This is a genomic window from Synechocystis sp. IPPAS B-1465 (assembly GCF_003015225.1).
GTDB lineage: Bacteria > Cyanobacteriota > Cyanobacteriia > Cyanobacteriales > Microcystaceae > Synechocystis.
This window is the reverse complement of the sequence record NZ_CP028094.1, coordinates 2310236-2330968: the sequence shown is the minus strand read 5'-3', so window position 1 is coordinate 2330968 and position 20733 is coordinate 2310236. Positions and strand designations below refer to the sequence as shown.

The window sequence follows — 20733 nt, the reverse complement described above, 5'->3', positions numbered from 1 at the left end:
AAAGGTACGCTAAAAATCCACCTCCCACATGCTATCTAGTAAAACAGCGGCCCGGAAGCTTTTTCCCAATTGACGTTGGGCATAGTAGCGCATCAGATTTTCCGCTTTTACCCAATCCCAGAGGCGAAAATTTTTCCTGGCGATCACTGGTAGATACTGTTGGGGGTCCGGTAGGGCAGGTTGGTTGAGTTGTTGCAATAAACTTAGTTCCATAGCTGTTAAGCGACGCATTTGGGGAATGGGGCCCATGTCCCTAGAACTGCGAAGATCGACAATGCCCCCCAATTCTGGGCTAAAGCCCACCCGCCATTGGCGATCGTAAAAATTGGGACTAATAGTTTGGGCCGTGATGGCACAGTGATGAAATTGGGGGGCAATGCCCTCTGCCCCGAGGCAATGGAATAATGCTTGGGCTAGATGGCCATAGATATTTTCCACTGTGGCTTCCGTTTCTAACCGTCGTAGATGTTCGGTAAACAGTTCATACAGGGATGTTTGGGCACTGGCCTCTGTCCCGAGGGCCAGGATTAGCTCGATTAAGTACTGACCCGCCGCCAAATTACAAACATTTTGCCCCAGGCCAGGGTAGGAATATTGGGTTTCCGCTTGGTTGATACGGTCCAAACTTTTTCCCGCAAATAGCAGAAATTGGTTAACTACAAATAGTTCGGTGCGACCCCTGAGACTAGATTTTGGTTTTCTAGCCCCCGGCGCAATGGCTCGGATCAAACCATACTCCGGCGAGAAAATGGTCACTAGGCGATCAGATTCCCCAAAGGCCATACCTTTCACAACAATGCCTAGGGTTTGATAAGTACGGCTCAAATTAGTTTCTGGTTATTCTCTGCCAGTTCTCTAAACTATATGATAGCAACGAAATTTTAGGAGAAAGTGTCATTTTTGCAAAAATCGAAAAATAACTTCCAGACTATTTAGATTGTGTTTGTCTAGTCTAAATTAACTGACAACGTAGCAATCCGGTATAGAAGCCCTACATTCTAAAACTAAGTCAAATGCCTCGGATGGATTAGGATCGCCAACATAACAAGATGGTGCTTCTCCTCCCTGTCGCATATAAGAGCGTGTTTGAAAAGTCGGCATAATTGGGAAAAATGGTGAAGAATATAGAATTTTCACCGTAATGATACTGAGAGAATTTTACAGCAGCGACATCAGTGATAGCCAGTAGCAATTGGTAGAATCCAATCTCCCCCAAGCAAAAAGTGGGGGAAGAAAACGGAAAACTAATCCGAGGGAAGTGCTTAATGCCATTTTTTACATGCTCAGAGCGGGTTGTGCTTGGCGACTTCTACCCCATGATTTTCCCAAATGGCGAACAGTCTATGGTTATTTCCGACAGTGGCAGGAAGACGGTACCTGGAAAAAATTGAATCACATCCTCAGAAAGAAGATTCGACTTAAGGCCGGAAGAAATGCCAACCCTAGTGCTGGTTGTTTGGACTCACTCACAGTCAGTAAGAAAGGCTGGCGCTGGACAAGAAAGTGGTTATGACGGTGGAAAAAAGGTCAATGGTCGTAAACGTACAATCCTCGTGGATACCATGGGATTACTTCTCGACGTTGTGGCTCACAGCGCTCATCGCTCAGACCACCAAGGTCTTACTCTACTCGGTACTTGGTTTGCTCCTCTATGGCAGTGCCTGCAATTGATATGGACTGATAGCACTTTTGGCAGTAAGAATTTTACTGCCTGGGTTAATGAGACCTTTGGCTAGAATTTGGAAATCGTCAGCAAAAAGGATGGACAAAAGGGTTTTGAGGTTTTGCCTCGACGTTGGGTTGTTGAACGTACCTTTGCTTGGTTTGGTCGCTACCGTCGTTTAAGCAAGGATTATGAATATTTACCTACCACCAGTGAGACAATGATTCATGTTGCCATGCTCCATCTCATGCTCCGAAAGCTTGCCTTGAACTTTTCAAACATATTCTAAGACGACATTTCTCCACATTCTTGCAACCCGTTCGCATAAACTAAGCTAGTTGAAAAATTATCATGTACCACTTGATCCAGAATCGTTGAATCGCACTTATGTACGACCTAAAAATAGACAGAATAATCCTACAGCAAAGCAAATTCATCACCTTAGTGCTAACTCCCTTAGCCAGTGTACATAGCTTATTTTTTCACACATGAAAGCCTGTAAATAACGTAGTTTGTCTAACATTGTTGTACCTGCTTCTTTTGGGATTACCAGTAATTTTAGTATTAAATAAGCAATTATACAGGTATAGATTTGAATCCCAATTGCATTCTCATTTTTGGCAATCAGTCTATTCAGCTTTAAGTGCATTTTTAAGAATTTCCATAACAATTCTATTTGCCATCTTTTTTTATAAATTTCTGCTATTTTTTCATCACTAACTCCTTCTATTTCTTTACTTTCTATAGGTAAATTTGTAACCAATCTAAACTCTGAATTATCATGGGTGAATATTACCACTCTACTCTCTATTTTATTCTTTCCAGTTCCAACCATATAGTTATCATTGGCTAATTTTTCTAGCTTTATATTATTCTTTATTCTTAATACATGATATTTGTTATTCTCCTTTTGTAATCTCTTGATTCTCTGTAAGTCACAAAATCCTCTATCCATTACTGCTACTCCATTTTCTGGAGTCTCTTCTATTGTTTCATTCCCATATTTATTATCATGACCTTGTCCAAAGTGAATTACTATTCCCCCCGGAATCCCTGTTGATAAGTTAATCCCACTGAATACTTTTACCTGATGAAATCCAAGGTTCCACATCAACTTACTAGTTATGCTGACAATGGTTGAATCGAGAGGAAATATTTCTAATTCTCCCTGCTTAATTTCCTTCCTTTTCGACAATTCCTTTTTTAAGGAAAATATTATTTCTCTAAAAACTCCTACATCCCTTTTTTTGCTTGCCTTTGAGAATGTAGATATATCGACTGTCTCTCCTCGTAAGTTCAGTCTTTTAAACATACTCCTCATGCTTGTCTGGCTCTGGTCTAACACTAATCCTAACCAGATACTCACAAACTTAAATGTGTCTAATACTGGGTAGTCATCTTTAGGAAAATTAGATAGATAAGTTTTGACAATATGTCCAAAATTTGATATCATCTCTTCAATTATTCTAATATTTCTGCCCTTTATTCTATCATTTTAAAGGGCTTTTTTTCTCTTTATAACTATCGTTCAACACTTCTGCTTCTGAGCAAATGATAAACTAAGATGTGTAAACCACGAAAAAAGCTTAATATCTTCACTTTCCAGGGCTTTTATTTGTATGATTTCAGAACTTTTTATTAAAAGATTTTTTATAAAGTCAGATTTAAATTTCTCATGACAATTTAAAGAATTATCAGTAAAATTATATCCCCAAGCACATTGAGCATTATATAAAAGAAGAGCATTTAACGGCATAATATATGGCTTACTAGACAGTTTTAAAGTTGATTTAATTTCATCTTTCAATAGATTTACGCGTTTATTTAGTGGAAAATCATCAGAGCTTCGACGATCAATTCGATTAAGTATAAAAATCATTGATTCAGTAGAGCCATGTAGATATTCAACAACGTCTTTTAGCTCATTTAATAAAACTTGCCTATGCTCCTCATCTACATGAGAATAATCAAGAGCAACAAGACAGAAAGCATTTCCAACTAAAGACTGGATTACTTTAAGATTTTTGCTATCTTTGATAGATTTTAATCCTGGTAAATCAACAAATTCAATAGCTAGTTCTTCAGGTAAACCTGATAATGCTCTGTCATAACCAGGTAAAAGTGGTAATCTAACTTCGATTTGAGGTGAAATGTAAATTTTCCTTTTTTTAGTCTCATGGTACTTCTGCATGACTTGATGGATGCGGTTATAAATTTCCTCATCGCTCAAACCTGACCATTCTCCCGTTTCCCAGACTGCGCCCTCCGTTTCCTCAATCTTTAAGTGACTGCCTTCACCATGTTTAATCCGTAAAACACCGCCGCTCATCTCCCCCGCTTCAATAGGCGCAATCCGTCGGCCAATTAAAGCGTTAACAATCGTTGACTTTCCCGAAGAAGTTGTGCCGATCATAGCAATACGTAAACTCGGATTAGCCAAATCCAGCACTGCCTGATCATAGGCTCGGCGAAAATCTGCCAAATCCTGCTTGAGCTTCTCATCCTCAAATACTTCTGACGCAACCCCCACCAGATCAGAAATGGCATTACCCAATTCATCCAGCCAGGAGCGAGCTTGACTTAGCTTAGCTTCAATATTCATCGTGTACCTGTTCTAACGCCGGAAAGCTCAGACTTAACCGAGTTTGCCTATCAGGATAATTCAGATTTTAGGGAAAAGTATCTTTGGTACATGAATTTTTATGAAGTTTGGCGATCGCCAAAAAAGAGTCAGGAGCTTGGTTAATTCCCAGCGATGGGGGAAGAAAAAACAAGGTATCTTGGAGTAGGACAAAGCTTTTAAGGCACCTACTAGATTTTTGGGAAGATTGTAGCAATGGGCTTGTTTGACGATGTCGGCCGTTTTTTAGAAGACCGTCTGGAAGAGTTTTTACAGAACAACCCCCATTTGGAGTTGGAAGCTCTGTTGGAACAGTTGAAAGAACAGGAAGCCGACGCTCGCCGCCTACTGACAGATTTACAGCGGAAAAAACAAGATCAAGAAGCCCAGATTCTCAACCTAGCTCAGGATATTCAGGCTTGGCATAGCCGCATTCAACAGGCTAAAGCTGCTGGCCGAGAAGATTTAGCCCAAAGGGCCCAGGAAAGGGAAGCTACCTTACTGCGTCAGGGCAATCAGGTGTGGGGACAAAGGGTGGGGACAGAACAACGGATTAGCCAAGCCCAAAGTTTGCTCCAGGAAATTCAGCAACGGCAAAAGGAAGTACAACAAAAGGCTAAACAAATGGCCGCCGAGCAAAAAGCATCCGAGGCCCAAAGAAGGGCGGCGGACACCATGGGCTGGAATCAAGGCAGTACCGGGGAAACCTATCGCCGGGAGTTAGACCCCCTGGAAGCGGAATTTAAAAAGTGGGAATTGGAAAAGGAATTGGAACGCTTAAAACGCAACGCCACTAAATAGTTTTCTTGTTCTTAGAATTGACTGTGGCAAATGTGACCAGAGATGGTTAGTTAGGTAGCCAAAGCCTTGGTAGTAAAGAGAAAAATATACAGCCCAGCCATTTTTGTCAGAGATGAAATGCGGAAAAAGCCGCCCGAATTTGTTTGGTAAAAACTTTGCCGCCTGGTTTGATGGCAAATTCGGGATAATGAGCCGGGTTATTAGTGGTGATTTAGTCCCCCCTATCCCCGTCCCTGGCAGTGTCAACGCTGACATATTGTCACTAGAATTGAAGCTAACGCCTAGGGCTTTCCTCGCTATTTTTGACTAGGCTTGCCCAGTCTTGTCACAGTGCCCACCGTCAATTAAGCAAAATGTTACAGGTCGAATAGGCTTTTCCCTGCCCATAATTGTACTAACTTCACACCGATGACTGTTATGTTATCTTGCCTCACCCAGCAACAAGAACTTTTGCAATCCCTCGCTGACCGGGTTGGGCAACCAGCGATCCAGGATAACCTTTACTTTTGCCTAGCTGGTCAATTCACGTGGGTGGAAGATTGGTACACAACGGCGATCGCCGGTGACGTCTTAATTTTTGATGCGGGGGAAAAGGAGCAACTGGCTAGGGTTTTGCAACAATGGGAGCAGTTTACGGGGCATGTTATCCTGATCACCGGCTTGACGGAAGAGCCCGATCCCCAAACTTTTTTAACCCAATTAGCCCTGGGAAAACAACAACGGTGCGGAGAAAGACATTTCCATTGGATCGTACTAGTTGACCCCACCATTGAAGAAGCTTTTCGCGGCCTACAGACTTTCTTGGACGGCAAAAGCCATTGGTTAGATCTGCGCCTGGGGGTGGGGGATCTGGAGCAGTGCACCGATGAACTCTGGCAGTGTGTGTGGTTAGAACCATCACCATTGGCTCCGGAGAAACGCCAGGAAATGCTGGTCAATTTACCCCATTGGTTGGCCGAAATTGTTGACCAAAAACAAAACCTCGAACTAGAACCGATTAGCCTTCTGCAGGCGAAATTATCCCTTCTCCAGGGTTTAGCGCGGGAAAGCCGGGGAGAAATGGGCCGAAAACAGGCCCAGTGCCACTATCGGGAGAGTTTGGATGTCTGGGAACTGCTGGGAGATACGGAGGCAATTATTTGGCTGAGTCTGCGGCTGGGCTATCTTTTCCTACTCCAAGCCTACGGAGAAAAAAGTCGCGGCCATCAACTTTGGCAACAAACCCGCAATTATGCCCAAACGGCGATCGCCGCCCTGGAAAACCAGCAATGGCACTTCACCCATGGGGAAACCCTCAACCTATTAGGAGAAATCCTGCGAGGACTAGAAGACTGGGAGCAACTGCGGCAGGCCGCCGAAAACAGCCTGATTTTTTTCTATCAACTTTCCCCCTTTGCCGCCACAGACACCACCCCGGAGCGCAATCAGGAAAAGCTTTGGACCGAATTGGAATTACAGGGGCTAATTTCCCTAGCCCACAGTTACCTTTGTGAAGCCTTGGTGGAGCAATGGAAATTTGATGAGGGCAAGGAAGCTTTAAAAAGAGCCTTTGAAACCAGGCCTAAGCAGGTTGAAGAGCGGGATTATCGCCCCTGCTTGGCAAATTTGCATTACCTTGCCGGTCGGGTACAGTTAGCCAATGACCAGATTAGGGAATCCTTAATGACTCTGCGCCAGGCCCAAACCCTGGTGTCCTTTGAAGATAATCCCCGGCTATACTTAGCCATTCTGGTGGAATTAAGGGAGTGTTACTTGCAGTTGGAAGATTGGCTGGCGGCCCTGGCCATTGACCAGGAATATCAAGCCAGGGAATACCGTTTAGGTCAGCGGGCCTTCATTGGTCCAAAGCCCCTTCCCTGTTGGCCAGAACAACGCATTTGCCGCCATCCCCTAGCACCAGAAAAAATGTTGGGAGGTGGGGCGGAGGCTCGGTCTGCTGTGCAGTCAAAAACGATGGTTTCCCTTACTTGGCAGGACCTGCAAAAGGTCTGGGAACAAAAGCCCACGCCAGTTTTGGTGCTAACGGGGGAGCCGGGGGTGGGCAAAACTTCTTGGTTGGCGGGGGAAGTGTTGCAACAAATGTCCCCGGAGCGGGTGCTTTTGGTGGATTTTACTCCCCACTGGGCAGAAAAGTTATGGGTCCACCTAGGGGAAAGCTTTAGTCTGCCTTCCTTGGGGCAAGCTACAACCCCGGAGTTGGTGTCTGCCCTGCAAGCTCTACCAATTTTGGACTTGCTGTTGGTATTGGACGGAGAAAACGGCTCCCTACCTTGGCAAAAAAGTCCTTCCCTACGTCAGCAGGAATTGGCCCAAGTACTGTGGCAATGGCTATTGACCACCAGTCCGTCCCAGGGTGTGCGTTTGTTAATTTCTGTGCCCCCAACGGCGATCGCCGACCTCTATGAAGAGTTGAAGGGACAACTGGGGGAAGAACATTCCCTGCCCCCCCTGCAATACCAAACTCTCTCTCCCCCCACCCTAGGGCAGGCCGAGAATTGGCTAACCCAAGCCATGGCCCAATGCCGCCATCCGTGGCCCCCAAGCCTACAGTCCCAGTTTTTGGGAGATCTAGCCATGGAAGGCAATGGAGAACAGCAGCCCTGGCTCCATCCCATTGATTTGCAACTGTTGGGAACCGTTTTGGAACAGGAGCAGGTAACTAAGTCAGCGGATTACCAGGGTAAAAAGTTAGATGAATGGTTGACCTTGGCTGTGCAAACCTATTTGGCTTTTTTACCCCCCCATCTGCTCAAAAAGGCCTTGCAGTTACTCAAAAGCCTGGCCGATGGACAGCAAGCTCTTTGTCTCAAAACCGAATATCAGTTACTAGCCGCGCTCTATTCTGCCCCTGAACCGGCCGCGGATAACCCGCCGGAGTTTGCCCAAGAAGACATTCAGCAATTGCAGTTACTGCTGACCCTATTGCTCCGGGGCAGATTAATCATTGTGATTTCCCAGGCCACATTACCCTATTACCGTCTCAGTACGACTCATTTAGCCCATGCTCTCCAGGGGAAAAGTGCCGTTATTTCTACCCCCGCACTGATTAATGCTGGCCGCCGCGGTAGTAAATCCAATCCTAATTTAATCGCCCCATCCCCTGGCGATCGCCAACAGGGCAACGAGGATTTGATCGCAGAGTTGGAGGCCGGCTCCAGTGCAGAGGAACAGGTGGTCGCCCAAAAATTGAAAGCGGCCCAATTGCAATACCAAAAATTAGTGGCTGGGATCAACCTGGAAAAGCAATGCCAGTTTATTCTCAAACAATTTCTCGTCTATCCCCTAGAGGCTCTGCTGGCGGCGGTCAAAACTGGGCAGGATTTACAAAAATTAGTCACACCGGAAACCCCTCTGGTGCAATATCCCAGCCTGGCTCCCTGGCTTTCTCTCCACAGCATTTTGGCTCGGATTAATGAATGTAACCGTTGCCACCATGAGGGGCCTGTTACGGTTCTGCGCATTAGCCCTTCCATGGAAAACACTCCCCCCTTAGTGCTCACCGCCACCACCAATGGCATCGCTTACCTTTGGTCTTTTCACGGCGAACTGATTAACGTTTTGCGGGGACATCAAGAAGCCATTACGGCATTGGACTGGAGTGCCGATGGTCAATACTTTGCCACCGCTTCTGCCGACCACACCGTTAAACTTTGGCAACGCCATGGGGAAGAAGTTGCAACCCTCAGGGGCCACGAAGACTGGGTGAGGAGTGTGCATTTTAGTCCCCATCATCAGTTTTTAGTTACTAGTGGTCAAGATAACACTGCACGCATTTGGAATTTTGCTGGGGAACAACTCACCCTCTGCCAGGGCCACGCCGACTGGGTCCGCAATGCTGAATTCAATTGCCATGGACAGATTTTACTCACTGCCTCGCGGGATGGCACGGCTCGGTTATGGGATCTAGAAGGTCGGGAAATTGGCCTCTGCCAGGGGCATACCAGTTGGGTCCGCAATGCCCAATTTAGCCCCGATGGCCAATGGATTGTGACCTGTTCTGCCGATGGCACTGCCCGGTTGTGGGATCTGAGTAGTCAATGTTTTGCTGTTTTAAAAGGGCACCAAAACTGGGTTAACAATGCCCTTTGGAGTCCCGATGGCCAGCACATCATCACGTCTTCTAGTGACGGCACCGCTAGGGTTTGGAGTCGCCATGGCAAATGCTTGGGCACCCTCCGGGGCCATGACCACAATATCCATGGAGCCCGTTTCAGTCTTGACGGCCAAAAAATTGTCACCTATTCCACCGACAATACGGCCCGACTTTGGACTAAGGAAGGCACTTTGCTCACCATTCTGCGGGGCCACCAAAAAGAAGTTTACGACGCTGATTTTAGTGCTGATGGTCGCTTTGTTTTCACCGTCTCCGCCGACCAAACCGCCCGTCAATGGGACATTTCCCAAAAAGATACCATCACCCTCACTGGCCACAGCCATTGGGTACGCAATGCCCATTTCAATCCCAAAGGCGATCGCCTGTTGACTGTTTCCAGGGATAAAACGGCCCGTCTCTGGACCACAGAGGGGGAATGCGTTGCCGTGTTAGCAGATCACCAAGGCTGGGTGCGGGAAGGTCAATTTAGCCCGGACGGCCAATGGATTGTCACTGGATCGGCGGATAAAACTGCCCAACTTTGGAATGTACTGGGCAAAAAATTGACTGTTCTGCGGGGGCACCAGGACGCGGTGTTGAATGTGAGATTTAGTCCCGATAGCCAATACATTGTCACCGCCAGCAAAGACGGCACCGCACGGGTTTGGAATAATACCGGCCGGGAATTAGCGGTGTTGAGGCACTACGAAAAAAATATTTTTGCGGCGGAGTTTAGTGCCGACGGCCAATTCATTGTTACCGCGTCGGATGACAATACTGCAGGCATCTGGGAAATTGTCGGCCGGGAGGTGGGCATATGCCGGGGCCATGAAGGACCAGTGTATTTTGCTCAATTTAGTGCCGACAGTCGTTACATACTGACAGCCTCCGTGGATAACACCGCCCGGATCTGGGATTTCCTTGGTCGCCCCCTATTAACCTTAGCTGGCCATCAAAGTATTGTTTACCAGGCCAGATTTAGCCCCGAGGGAAATTTGATCGCCACCGTCTCCGCCGACCATACCGCTAGGCTTTGGGACCGCAGTGGTAAAACGGTAGCGGTACTATACGGCCATCAAGGTTTGGTGGGTACTGTGGATTGGAGTCCTGACGGACAAATGCTCGTCACGGCTTCCAACGATGGCACTGCGAGGCTTTGGGACCTTTCGGGAAGGGAGTTGCTCACCCTGGAGGGCCATGGCAATTGGGTCCGGTCAGCAGAATTTAGTCCTGATGGTCGCTGGGTTTTAACGTCCTCCGCCGATGGTACGGCCAAGCTTTGGCCGGTGAAAACGTTGCCCCAACTCCTGAGCCAGGGTGGACAATGGCTGAAAAACTACCTCACCCACAATGCCTTGGTGTCCCCGGCCGATCGCCCCGGCGCGAAAGTAACCTAATTTTTACAATGCTAAGTACAGATTCCAGAGCCAAAGTTTATCTGATGGGGGCTGGCTTGGGGCCCGTGGCCTACCTGACTCAAAGGGCGATCGCCGTGTTGGGTAGGGCAAATGTGGTAATTTATGACGCCTTGGTGTCCCAGGAGCTTTTTGATCTCCTGCCGCCAGATTGTGAGCGAATTTTCGTCGGCAAACGGGGGGGACAACCCAGCACTCCCCAGGCCAAAATTAATCAGTTATTGGTGGACCATTACCGACGGGGCAAACAGGTAGTACGGCTGAAAAGCGGTGATCCCTGGATTTTTGGCCGCATTATGCCGGAATTGGCAACCCTAGTGACCCACCATTGTGCCTATGAAGTAGTACCAGGAATTTCCTCGGCGATCGCCGGGGCAGGACTAGCAAGCATTCCCCTCACAGCCAAAGATAGCGGGGCGGGTTTTTTTGTCATGGACGGCCATGATCCCCACCGTTGGCCTTGGCCTGCCCTGGCCCAATTGCCCACTTTGGTAATTCTCATGGGGACCAAAAATTTGTCGTTGTTGGTCAATGAGTTAGTCCGAGCAGGTAAATCTCCCCACACCCCCATGGCAGTGATTAAAAATGCCGGCAGACCGGAACAGCAAACCTGGGAAGGAACCCTAGCTGATATGGTGGAAAAAACCCAAGGACAGTCCCTCGCCCCAGCGGTAATTGTCATTGGAGATGTTGTTAGTCAAAGGATTATTCCCGCCTTGCCTCCCCTGCCCCTGACCGAAAAAACTATTCTGGTTACCAGGGCCGCCGACCAAGCGAGCCAGTTTACCGAGCTTTTGCACCAGCAAGGGGCCACCGTCTTAGCCATGGCTGCCCTGGAAATTGTGCCCCCCAAGGACTGGCAACCCCTCGACCAGGCGATCGCCAAGTTGGGGGATTTTGACTGGCTAATTCTGACTTCCGCCAATGGGGTGGAGTTCTTTTTTCAAAGATTGCAACACCACGGTTTGGACAGTAGGGCCCTGGCGGGATTAAAGTTGGCGGTAGTGGGCAAAAAGACCGCCCAAAGCCTAGAAAAATTTGGTCTCAAGCCAGATTTCATTCCCCCGGATTTCATTGCCGATGCCCTGGTGGAACATTTTCCCCACTCCCCAGCAGGACTAAAAATACTTTTTCCCCGGGTGGAAAGTGGTGGCCGGGCCCAATTAGTCCAAGAATTGAGCCAAAAACAAGCCTTGGTTACGGAAGTCCCCTCCTATCAATCCGCCTGCCCTGGCCATATGCCCGAAGAAGTGTGGCAAAGTATCGTTAATCAAACGGTGGATGTGATCACCTTTGCCAGTTCCAAAACCGTCAGCCATTTTCGGCAACTGTTGGCCCAGACTAGCCAAGCTAACGGTTACCAAGATTGGCGTTCCCTAATTAACCATTGCCAAATCGCTTCCATTGGCCCCCAAACTTCCGAACGCTGTTTACGGGAATTGGGTCGGGTGGACATTGAAGCAACGGAGTACACCCTAGAAGGCCTAACCGGGGCCATTACTAATTATGTTTACCAAAATCCGTGACCTTGCCTCTCCATTGCCATTGATGGCGGCCATGGCCGCCTTGGGGGGGATGCTGTTTGCCCCCGTCGTCCGTAGCCAAGAGACAATTTTTCAAGAAAGTGTCCAAAGCCAAACCACCTTTGCAGCTCAGCAATGTTCAGTCAAACTCACCGATCCCAGTGAAGAAATGGCCATGGACTGTAATCAGCTTTCCATCACGGAGGGGGACGGCACTATTAATTTCCACTACGACGATGGCGATGTCATGGGTTTTTCTTTCGTGCTGGAATACAATGACGACCCCATACTGGTCAATGGCAAAATCAATAGCAATCAGTACAATGTCATTGGTACTTTTCTCTGGACTGCGGAAGATGGCATTGTTGACGAAACTTTAACGGAGGCCACAGGGAACTGTCGGGCCACCCCAGCCCAGGTGGTTTGTCAGGCTACCATTGACAACACCATGAAGGTGGAAGCGGTGGTGGATTTCTAGTTTGTTTAGGTTAATTTTTGAGCACCATTGAGCTTATTCCCTCTACTTTTCCCTGATCTTCCGTAGTTGCACTGTTTCCTTAGTTGAGGTGTTGATGAAATGTTGGTTAGCGGCGGCGGATTTGCTGGTGATTGCCGCTGAAGATTTGCCAGCTTACAAAAAAGGTGGTTCCATTGTTCGGAATAATTATTTTTGGGCCCTCCAGGCGATCGCCTGTCACAGCGGGCGGGGTCGAGATTGGGAGTTCGACGAAGTGGTGTGGGTAGCCCTGGGGAGACTATTGCTGTTTTTTCTTAATTCTGGTTATCTGATGACATCCGAAACCCTGCTGGAATTTCCCTGTGATGAAGTTATTCCCCTTAGCCTGCGGTCGGTGGCCACCTGGCAAGCTCCCGGGGACGATGGAGGACTAGAATCGTTTTGAGGGCGCGATTTAGGCTGGCAAAGCAGGTTTTTGGTTTTTTTTGGAATTATTAGTCACAAAAAAGCTGTCGTATAGTATGGTATTAGCCTTTAACATGTCTTCCGACTCCCCAGAAACCGTCAGTGCTATTCCGTGCTATTTCCCCATAAGCTTTTAAACTGAACCTGTCCTGCCAAGGCTTTTTCCGGTGTTTATCCCCCTCGACTTTTATCGTATTTTAGGCATTCCTCCCCAGAGTGGTGGGGAAACCATTGAGCAGGCCTACCAAGATCGCCTTTTACAATTACCCCGGCGAGAATTTAGTGACGCCGCAGTTACTCTCCGCAATCAATTACTGGCGATCGCCTATGAAACCCTGAGGGATCCGGAAAAACGTCAGGCATACGACCAAGAATGGTGGGGAGCCATGGATGAAGCCCTGGGGGAGGCCTTACCCCTCACTACCCCGGAGTTGGAATGTAGCCCAGAGCAAGAAATTGGAGCCCTGTTGATCCTGTTGGATTTGGGGGAATACGAACTCGTGGTTAAGTATGGTGAGCCAGTACTCCACGATCCCAACCCTCCGGCGGGAGGCCTGCCCCAGGACTATTTGCTTTCGGTAATTTTGGCCCACTGGGAACTGAGCCGGGAACGTTGGCAACAACAGCAGTATGAATTTGCCGCCACCGCCAGTCTTAAGGCCCTAGCTCGGTTGCAACAGGATAATGACTTCCCCGCCTTGGAAGCAGAAATTCGTCAGGAACTATACCGTCTGCGACCCTACCGTATCCTCGAACTTTTGGCTAAGGAGGGGCAAGGGGAGGAGCAACGTCAGCAGGGTCTAGCTCTGTTGCAAGCGATGGTGCAGGACCGGGGCGGCATTGAAGGTAAGGGGGAAGATTATTCCGGATTGGGAAATGATGACTTTCTAAAATTCATCCACCAACTACGCTGTCACCTCACAGTGGCCGAGCAAAACGCCCTATTTTTGCCCGAAAGTCAACGGCCATCTTTAGTAGCAAGCTATTTGGCAGTACATAGTCTGATGGCTGAGGGAGTGAAGGAACAGGACCCCATGGCCATTGTCGAAGCAAAATCTTTGATTATACAGTTGGAAAATTGTCAAGATTTGGCCCTAGAAAAGGTAATTTGTGAATTATTATTGGGTCAAACGGAAGTTGTTCTGGCGGCGATCGACCAGGGAGATCCGAAAATAGTAGCTGGCCTCGAATCTAAGTTAGCGACGGGGGAAGACCCCTTAACTGCTTTTTATACTTTCACTGAGCAGTGGCTAGAGGAAGAAATTGTCCCCTACTTTAGGGATCTTTCTCCGGAGACCCTTTCCCCCAAGGCCTATTTCAATAATCCCTCCGTTCAGCAGTATCTAGAACAACTAGAGCCGGATTCCTTCACCACTGACAATTCTTTTGCCTCCCCTGCCCTCCTTAGCACCGCAACGGAATCGGAAACTCCCATGGTACATAGTTCCGCCGCCCTTCCCGATCGCCCTTTGACCTCCACCGTTCCCTCACGACGGGGACGCAGTCCAAGACGTTCCCGAGACGATGTTTTCCCCAGCGCCGACAATTCCAGTGGTTTGGCCGTCACCACCCTATCTCCGGCGATCGCCTACGACACCCACTCCTTGGGCACCAACGGTATTGGCGGGGATAGCACTAGCAACGGTTTTTCCAGTAACTCCGCCCCAGAATCCACCAGTAAACATAAATCTCCCCGGCGACGCAAAAAACGGGTGACCATCAAGCCGGTGCGCTTCGGCATTTTTCTGCTTTGCCTAGCAGGCATTGTGGGGGGGGCAACTGCCCTAATTATCAATCGTACTGGCGATCCCCTAGGTGGGTTGCTAGAAGACCCCCTAGATGTTTTCCTGGACCAACCTTCAGAATTTATCCCCGATGAAGCCACGAGCCGGAATTTGATTCTCAGTCAACCCAACTTCAATCAGCAAGTGGGTCAGATGGTAGTACAAGGCTGGCTTGATAGTAAAAAGTTAGCCTTTGGCCAAAACTACGATGTCGGGGCATTGCAGAGTGTTTTAGCCCCCAATCTCCTTGCCCAACAACGGGGTCGGGCCCAACGGGATCAAGCCCAAAAGGTCTATCACCAATACGAACACAAGTTGCAGATTTTAGCCTATCAAGTTAACCCCCAAGACCCCAACCGAGCCACCGTTACTGCCCGGGTAGAAGAAATTAGCCAGCCCTTTACCCTAGGTAATCAACAGCAGAAGGGCTCCGCCACCAAAGATGACTTGACTGTGCGCTATCAGCTAGTACGACACCAAGGGGTTTGGAAAATTGACCAAATACAAGTGGTAAATGGCCCCCGTTAGTGCGTGGCGTTAACTCCCCTTTTGACCAATGGCATACGGCTAGATGCCCCCATAGGTACGGAAACCTGCACTTCCGAGAACTAAGCCCCTACCGTCACTATAAGAGTGTGAACGTGTCGGCCCCAGGCAATGGATTGGAACCATGGCTTTTCGGCCCATCGTTGTGTCTTATATTCTTACTTGTTAACGGGAGTTAATTAAAATTATGGGAAAAGTTGTTGGGATTGACCTCGGTACTACCAATTCCTGTGTGGCTGTAATGGAAGGGGGTAAACCCACTGTTATCGCCAATGCAGAAGGTTTTCGCACGACCCCATCGGTGGTTGGTTATGCCAAAAATGGCGATCGCCTAGTGGGGCAAATTGCCAAGCGTCAAGCGGTGATGAACCCGGGCAATACTTTTTATTCTGTCAAACGATTCATTGGTCGTAAATTTGATGAAATTACCAATGAAGCCACCGAAGTTGCCTACAGCGTAGTTAAAGACGGCAACGGCAATGTGAAACTAGATTGCCCAGCCCAAGGAAAACAGTTTGCCCCGGAAGAAATTTCTGCCCAAGTGCTGCGGAAATTGGTGGACGATGCCAGCAAGTACCTAGGGGAGACCGTTACCCAAGCCGTCATCACCGTTCCTGCCTACTTTAACGACTCCCAACGGCAAGCCACCAAAGATGCGGGTAAAATCGCCGGGATCGAAGTCCTGAGAATTATTAACGAGCCCACCGCTGCCTCCCTAGCCTACGGTCTGGATAAAAAGGATAACGAAACCATTCTGGTGTTTGACCTAGGGGGCGGTACTTTTGACGTCTCCATCCTCGAAGTAGGGGAAGGGGTATTTGAAGTATTAGCCACCTCTGGGGATACCCATCTGGGAGGGGACGACTTCGACAAAAAAATTGTCGATTTCCTGGCCGGTGAATTCCAGAAGGCCGAGGGCATCGACCTCCGTAAGGATAAGCAAGCTCTACAACGGTTAACCGAAGCGGCCGAAAAAGCCAAAATCGAACTTTCCGGCGTGAGCCAAACGGAAATTAACCTGCCCTTCATCACTGCCACCCAGGATGGGCCTAAACATCTAGACACCACCCTGTCCCGGGCCAAGTTTGAAGAAATTTGCTCCGACCTGATTGATCGTTGTGGTATTCCCGTGGAAAATGCCATTCGGGATGCCAAAATCGATAAATCTGCCCTGGATGAAATCGTTCTTGTTGGCGGTTCCACCCGGATTCCCGCCGTGCAAGAAGTGGTAAAGAAAATTCTTGGCAAAGATCCCAACCAAGGAGTTAACCCCGATGAAGTAGTGGCCGTCGGAGCTGCTATCCAAGGGGGTGTACTTTCTGGGGAAGTCAAAGACATTCTGCTCCTGGATGTTTCTCCCCTCTCCTTGGGCGTAGAAACCCTAGGGGGCGTCATGACCAAAATCATTCCCCGCAACACCACCATCCCCACCAAAAAATCTGAAACCTTCTCCACCGCTGTGGACGGTCAAAGCAACGTGGAAATCCATGTGCTCCAAGGGGAACGGGAAATGGCCAATGACAATAAGAGCTTGGGAACCTTCCGCTTAGATGGTATCCCCCCTGCTCCCCGGGGCGTACCTCAAATCGAAGTTACTTTCGATATTGATGCCAACGGTATTTTGAATGTCACTGCTAAAGACCGGGGTACGGGCAAGGAGCAGTCCATCAGCATCACCGGGGCTTCCACCCTGCCTGATACGGAAGTAGACCGGATGGTGAAGGAAGCTGAATCCAACGCCGCCGCTGACAAAGAACGTCGGGAGAAAATTGACCGCAAAAACCAAGCGGATTCCCTCGTTTACCAAGCGGAAAAACAAATCACCGAGTTGGGCGATAAAGTGCCCGCCGCTGATAAAATCAAAGCGGAAGGTTTAATCAAAGACCTGAAGGAAGCTGTAGCCCAGGAAGATGATGCCAAAATCCAAACGGTGATGCCGGAACTACAACAGGTTCTCTACAGCATTGGTTCCAATATGTACCAACAGGCTGGAGCAGAGGCTGGGGTAGGCGCTCCCGGTGCTGGCCCTGAAGCGGGAACTAGCAGTGGCGGTGGCGATGATGTCATCGATGCGGAATTCTCTGAGCCGGAGAAATAGGTCTGGGTTTTAAAACCTGTATTGAAAGTCCCCTAGCCCCCAATACTGGGGGAATCAGATTCGATAATCCTCCTTTAACCAGGGGGATTTTTTGTGCTTTTTTTAGGAAAAATCTATTATGCAGAAAGGACTTGCTGATTTCTTTGATTTTTGATTCCTGGAACCATTGTGGCCAATCTTTTCCCTGCCTTGCGTACTCCCCTTTACAACCTCATTACGGAACAAACTACCAAGCTCACAACCTTTGGGGGTTGGGAAATGCCGGTACAATTTGCTGGGCTAAAACAGGAACACCAAGCGGTGCGGGAAAAGGTGGGGATGTTTGATATTTCCCATATGGGGAAGTTTGTCCTGACTGGACAGAAGGTTTTGGCAGCATTGCAAAGTTTAGTGCCTTCAGATTTAGACCGTTTAACTCCCGGTAAAGCCCAGTACACTGTGTTGTTGAATGCCCAAGGGGGAATCATTGATGACATTATTGTTTATGACCAGGGCAAAAACCCAGAAGGACAAGAACGGGTAACTTTAATTGTTAATGCCGCCACGACGGTCAAGGATAAGCAGTGGTTACTGGAGCATTTACCTGAAGAGATTGATTTTCAAGATTTATCCAGGGAAAAGGTTTTAATTGCCCTCCAAGGCCCAGAGGCACTTACAATTTTGCAGCCTTTAGTGGATCAGAATTTAGGTGAATTACCCGCCTTTGGCCATTTGGAAGCAGAATTTCTCAGGGAAAAAGCCTTCATTGCCCGTACTGGTTATACCGGGGAAGATGGCTTCGAAATTATGGTTTCCCCAGAAGTGGGAAAACAACTCTGGCAAACTTTCGGGTCAAAAGGTGTTACTCCCTGCGGTTTAGGAGCCAGGGATACCTTACGGTTGGAAGCTGGCATGGGTTTGTATGGACAGGATATGAATGACGAAACAACGCCCCTGGAAGCAGGTTTGGGTTGGTTGGTACACCTTGATAGTAAAGGGGATTTCATTGGTCGTGCGGTGTTGACAGAACAAAAAGCCAATGGAGTGGAAAAACGTTTAGTGGGCTTGGAGATGTTGGCAAAACAAATTGCCCGCCATGATTATCCTATTCTCCACAACGGCGAAATTATGGGCATTGTCACCAGTGGCACCCTTTCTCCTACCCTGCAAAAGGCGATCGCCTTGGGTTACGTCCCCACGGAACTGGCCAAAGTGGGCCAGGAATTGGAAGTGGAAGTTCGGGGTAAAACTTATGGCATAAAAGTTGTGAAAAAGCTCTTTTATCGTTCCGAGCAAAAACCTCGTTAACCTGAGTTTTGGGTAAGGCTAAAAATGAGAAAGCTCAGTAAATCAAAGACTTTGTTTGATCCCTAAATTTATTTAGTTCGCCTTGAACCCATGGTGGGAGCGTGTACGAATAAAATTGACAATGTTGGGATTTGCTGGCTCTATTTCGGTTGCCCCGAGAAAGCGTTTAAAAAGTTGAGTTTTGGCTGTTTAATCCCCCCTAGCCCCTCTTGGAAAGGGGGGAACTGTGACAAAGGTCCCCCTTTTTAAGTGGGATTTAGGGGGATAAATACCTAGTCTTGCGCTTTTCAAACACGTTCTGAGAGGAAAACCTTGATTAAAGACAAGGCTTTCAGTAAGTCCTAATCTCGAACTCACGTCAATTTAAGGTACATTATTTCTTTCAATGAAAATTAATTTAATTTTTATGATCTGCGCTGTATTATTTGCTGGTACAGCCGCCGCCGAAACCTGTGCACCACTTCCTCCCCAGGTATCTTCCACTGCGGGCAACACCGTTCGAGTGACCATCGGCCCTGAGCTTGGTTTTAGCTCCCATGGCAACACCTATTTTCTGATTACTCGCCCAATATCTACCGTTACGATCAAGCTCACCCCTGTGACAACCGATGGGGCTAGTTATCCAACCCAGTTAATTGCTCGATATTCAGACGACACCATTTTTGAGTCCGGTGCCCCAATTTTCGTCCCAGACTCCACCAATCCAATTGTCTGGGGGCCGTTACAAGTTAATCAGCCTGGGAAAGTTCTGGATGTGTTTAATGTCAAGATTCTGGAAAATTATCGCCTTTATCCCCAGTCCAAAGGGTTTACCTACGACCTAGAAGCCATTGGCTGCGGTTAGTTTGCCCATCGTTTCCCGCCCATCGTTCATAACAACCATTACAGTAACTGAGATAACTGCCATGAGTCCCTTTCCAGCTAAATCCCTACTAATTGCCCTAGTTCTTTCTTGGCCTGCTAGTTTTGATGCCGCCCTAGCGGCTCCCGTGCCGGCCTCAACCTACAAAACATCTGGGATTCCAGCACCAGAGGCGATCGGCAATGATGCCAGTCGTTATAAAGTTACCATTTATCCCACTGTTCCCGGCATTGGTACCCGGGATGTTGCCCCAGATCCCGATGGGTCGGTTTGGTTTAATGGGCAATGGTCTGGTGTCATTGGGCATCTCAATCCTAAAACCGGCGAAGTAAAACTTTATCCATTGGGGACTGGTTCCCATCCCCATGGTGTAGTTATGGGCCCGGATGGAGGACTTTGGATCTGTGATGAATCCAATGCCATTCGTCGGTTTGACCGCAAAACCCATGAAGTTAAGACTTTTCAACTCCCTCCCTTCTCCGGCAGTATGGGTTACGGCAATTTAAATACCCCAGTATTCGATGGCGAGGGGATTCTCTGGTTTACGGCTCAAAATGGCTATTACGGACGCTTAGATCCGAGTACTGGAGATATGAAAATTTTCCCTGCTCCCCAGGGATTTGGTCCCTATGGAATGACTGCAACTCCCAAGGGGGAAGTTTGGTACACTAGTTTGGCGGGGAATTACATTGCTCGGATTGATACGAAAACCTATCTCCCGGAAGTTTTTCCGATTCCGGATGATAAGGCCAATGGCTCCCGCCGAATTTGGTCTGATTCTCAAGGTCATATTTGGATCACAACTTGGGGAAATGGGGCTTTGATGCGCTTTAACCCCCAAAATAAGAGTTGGGATTCTTATAAACTGCCAGGCTTAGGGCCCCGGGGCTATTCGACCTATGTGGATAACCAAGACCGGGTCTGGAGTTCTGATTTTGGAACGAATTCAATCCATCAATTTAATCCAGAGACGATGTCATTTACGGTTTTTCCTGGCAATAAACAGAATGTACAGACTCTACAGATGAACGGTGTTGGAGACAAAATTTGGGCTGGACAGCAGGGTGTTGATCAAATCGTTTTATTTGAACGTATTCCCTAAACATTCACCGCTGCTCA

The 20733-nt window shown here is 48.1% G+C and carries 13 protein-coding genes and 1 pseudogene; 11 read left to right on the top strand and 3 right to left on the bottom strand.

Annotated elements, in window-relative coordinates:
- Positions 1-9: 9 nt before the first annotated feature.
- Positions 10-825, bottom strand: coding sequence for a DNA repair protein RecO (gene recO / locus C7I86_RS11020; RefSeq protein ID WP_010873298.1), 816 nt, complete (start codon positions 823-825; stop codon positions 10-12).
- Between the two features lie 367 nt (positions 826-1192).
- Between recO and C7I86_RS11015 the strand changes: the two are divergent.
- Positions 1193-1952 (top strand): annotated as a pseudogene (locus C7I86_RS11015) (IS5 family transposase).
- A 147-nt stretch (positions 1953-2099) separates the two neighbouring features.
- Here C7I86_RS11015 and C7I86_RS11010 read toward each other — a convergent pair.
- Positions 2100-3116: an IS4-like element IS4Sa family transposase gene (locus C7I86_RS11010; protein WP_010872287.1), complete on the bottom strand. Its 1017-nt coding sequence runs from the start codon at positions 3114-3116 to the stop codon at positions 2100-2102.
- A gap of 75 nt (positions 3117-3191) precedes the next feature.
- The gene (locus C7I86_RS11005; protein WP_010873295.1) at positions 3192-4265 is read right to left on the bottom strand and encodes a dynamin-like GTPase family protein; all 1074 of its coding nucleotides are present in this window, start codon (positions 4263-4265) and stop codon (positions 3192-3194) included.
- A 234-nt stretch (positions 4266-4499) separates the two neighbouring features.
- Between C7I86_RS11005 and C7I86_RS11000 the strand changes: the two genes are divergently transcribed.
- The 10 genes from C7I86_RS11000 (at position 4500) to C7I86_RS10950 (ending at position 20716) form a co-directional block, all read left to right on the top strand.
- On the top strand, positions 4500-5084 hold the full coding sequence (locus tag C7I86_RS11000; RefSeq protein ID WP_010873294.1) for a TIGR04376 family protein: 585 nt from the start codon (positions 4500-4502) through the stop codon (positions 5082-5084).
- 408 nt (positions 5085-5492) lie between these two features.
- Positions 5493-10574 (top strand): hypothetical protein, encoded by a 5082-nt coding sequence (locus tag C7I86_RS10990; protein ID WP_010873293.1) that lies wholly within the window; start codon positions 5493-5495, stop codon positions 10572-10574.
- Positions 10502-12118: a uroporphyrinogen-III C-methyltransferase gene (gene cobA, locus C7I86_RS10985; RefSeq protein ID WP_010873292.1), complete on the top strand. Its 1617-nt coding sequence runs from the start codon at positions 10502-10504 to the stop codon at positions 12116-12118. The genes C7I86_RS10990 and cobA overlap by 73 nt, the downstream gene beginning before the upstream one ends.
- On the top strand, positions 12099-12593 hold the full coding sequence (locus C7I86_RS10980; protein WP_010873291.1) for a hypothetical protein: 495 nt from the start codon (positions 12099-12101) through the stop codon (positions 12591-12593). Before cobA ends, C7I86_RS10980 begins: the two co-directional genes overlap by 20 nt.
- An 88-nt stretch (positions 12594-12681) precedes the next feature.
- Entirely contained in the window at positions 12682-13017 is a 336-nt protein-coding gene (locus C7I86_RS10975) for a hypothetical protein (protein WP_010873290.1), read from the top strand.
- Positions 13018-13204: 187 nt separating this feature from the next.
- Positions 13205-15349 (top strand): IMS domain-containing protein, encoded by a 2145-nt coding sequence (locus tag C7I86_RS10970; protein WP_010873289.1) that lies wholly within the window; start codon positions 13205-13207, stop codon positions 15347-15349.
- A gap of 205 nt (positions 15350-15554) precedes the next feature.
- On the top strand, positions 15555-17465 hold the full coding sequence (gene dnaK / locus C7I86_RS10965; RefSeq protein WP_010873288.1) for a molecular chaperone DnaK: 1911 nt from the start codon (positions 15555-15557) through the stop codon (positions 17463-17465).
- A gap of 168 nt (positions 17466-17633) precedes the next feature.
- Positions 17634-18752 carry a glycine cleavage system aminomethyltransferase GcvT gene (gcvT, locus tag C7I86_RS10960; RefSeq protein ID WP_010873287.1) on the top strand — a complete coding sequence of 373 codons (1119 nt, stop codon included), beginning with the start codon at positions 17634-17636 and terminating at the stop codon, positions 18750-18752.
- Between the two features lie 385 nt (positions 18753-19137).
- A complete protein-coding gene (locus C7I86_RS10955) occupies positions 19138-19596 on the top strand; it encodes a hypothetical protein (protein ID WP_010873286.1) in 459 nt (152 codons plus the stop codon).
- A gap of 61 nt (positions 19597-19657) precedes the next feature.
- Complete coding sequence (locus tag C7I86_RS10950; protein ID WP_010873285.1) at positions 19658-20716, top strand: virginiamycin B hydrolase Vgb; 1059 nt, start codon at positions 19658-19660, stop codon at positions 20714-20716.
- Positions 20717-20733 lie beyond the last annotated feature (17 nt).

What these genes read in the sequence shown, in the direction of transcription:
- cobA (WP_010873292.1), top strand. Translation starts at nt 10,502, where the DNA reads ATGGCTGAAAAACTACCTCACCCACAATGCCTTGGTGTCCCCGGCCGA.
- C7I86_RS11010 (WP_010872287.1), bottom strand. Translation starts at nt 3,116, where the DNA reads ATGATATCAAATTTTGGACATATTGTCAAAACTTATCTATCTAATTTT.
- C7I86_RS10990 (WP_010873293.1), top strand. Translation starts at nt 5,493, where the DNA reads ATGACTGTTATGTTATCTTGCCTCACCCAGCAACAAGAACTTTTGCAA.
- dnaK (WP_010873288.1), top strand. Translation starts at nt 15,555, where the DNA reads ATGGGAAAAGTTGTTGGGATTGACCTCGGTACTACCAATTCCTGTGTG.
- C7I86_RS10980 (WP_010873291.1), top strand. Translation starts at nt 12,099, where the DNA reads ATGTTTACCAAAATCCGTGACCTTGCCTCTCCATTGCCATTGATGGCG.
- C7I86_RS11000 (WP_010873294.1), top strand. Translation starts at nt 4,500, where the DNA reads ATGGGCTTGTTTGACGATGTCGGCCGTTTTTTAGAAGACCGTCTGGAA.
- C7I86_RS11005 (WP_010873295.1), bottom strand. Translation starts at nt 4,265, where the DNA reads ATGAATATTGAAGCTAAGCTAAGTCAAGCTCGCTCCTGGCTGGATGAA.
- C7I86_RS10955 (WP_010873286.1), top strand. Translation starts at nt 19,138, where the DNA reads ATGAAAATTAATTTAATTTTTATGATCTGCGCTGTATTATTTGCTGGT.
- C7I86_RS10950 (WP_010873285.1), top strand. Translation starts at nt 19,658, where the DNA reads ATGAGTCCCTTTCCAGCTAAATCCCTACTAATTGCCCTAGTTCTTTCT.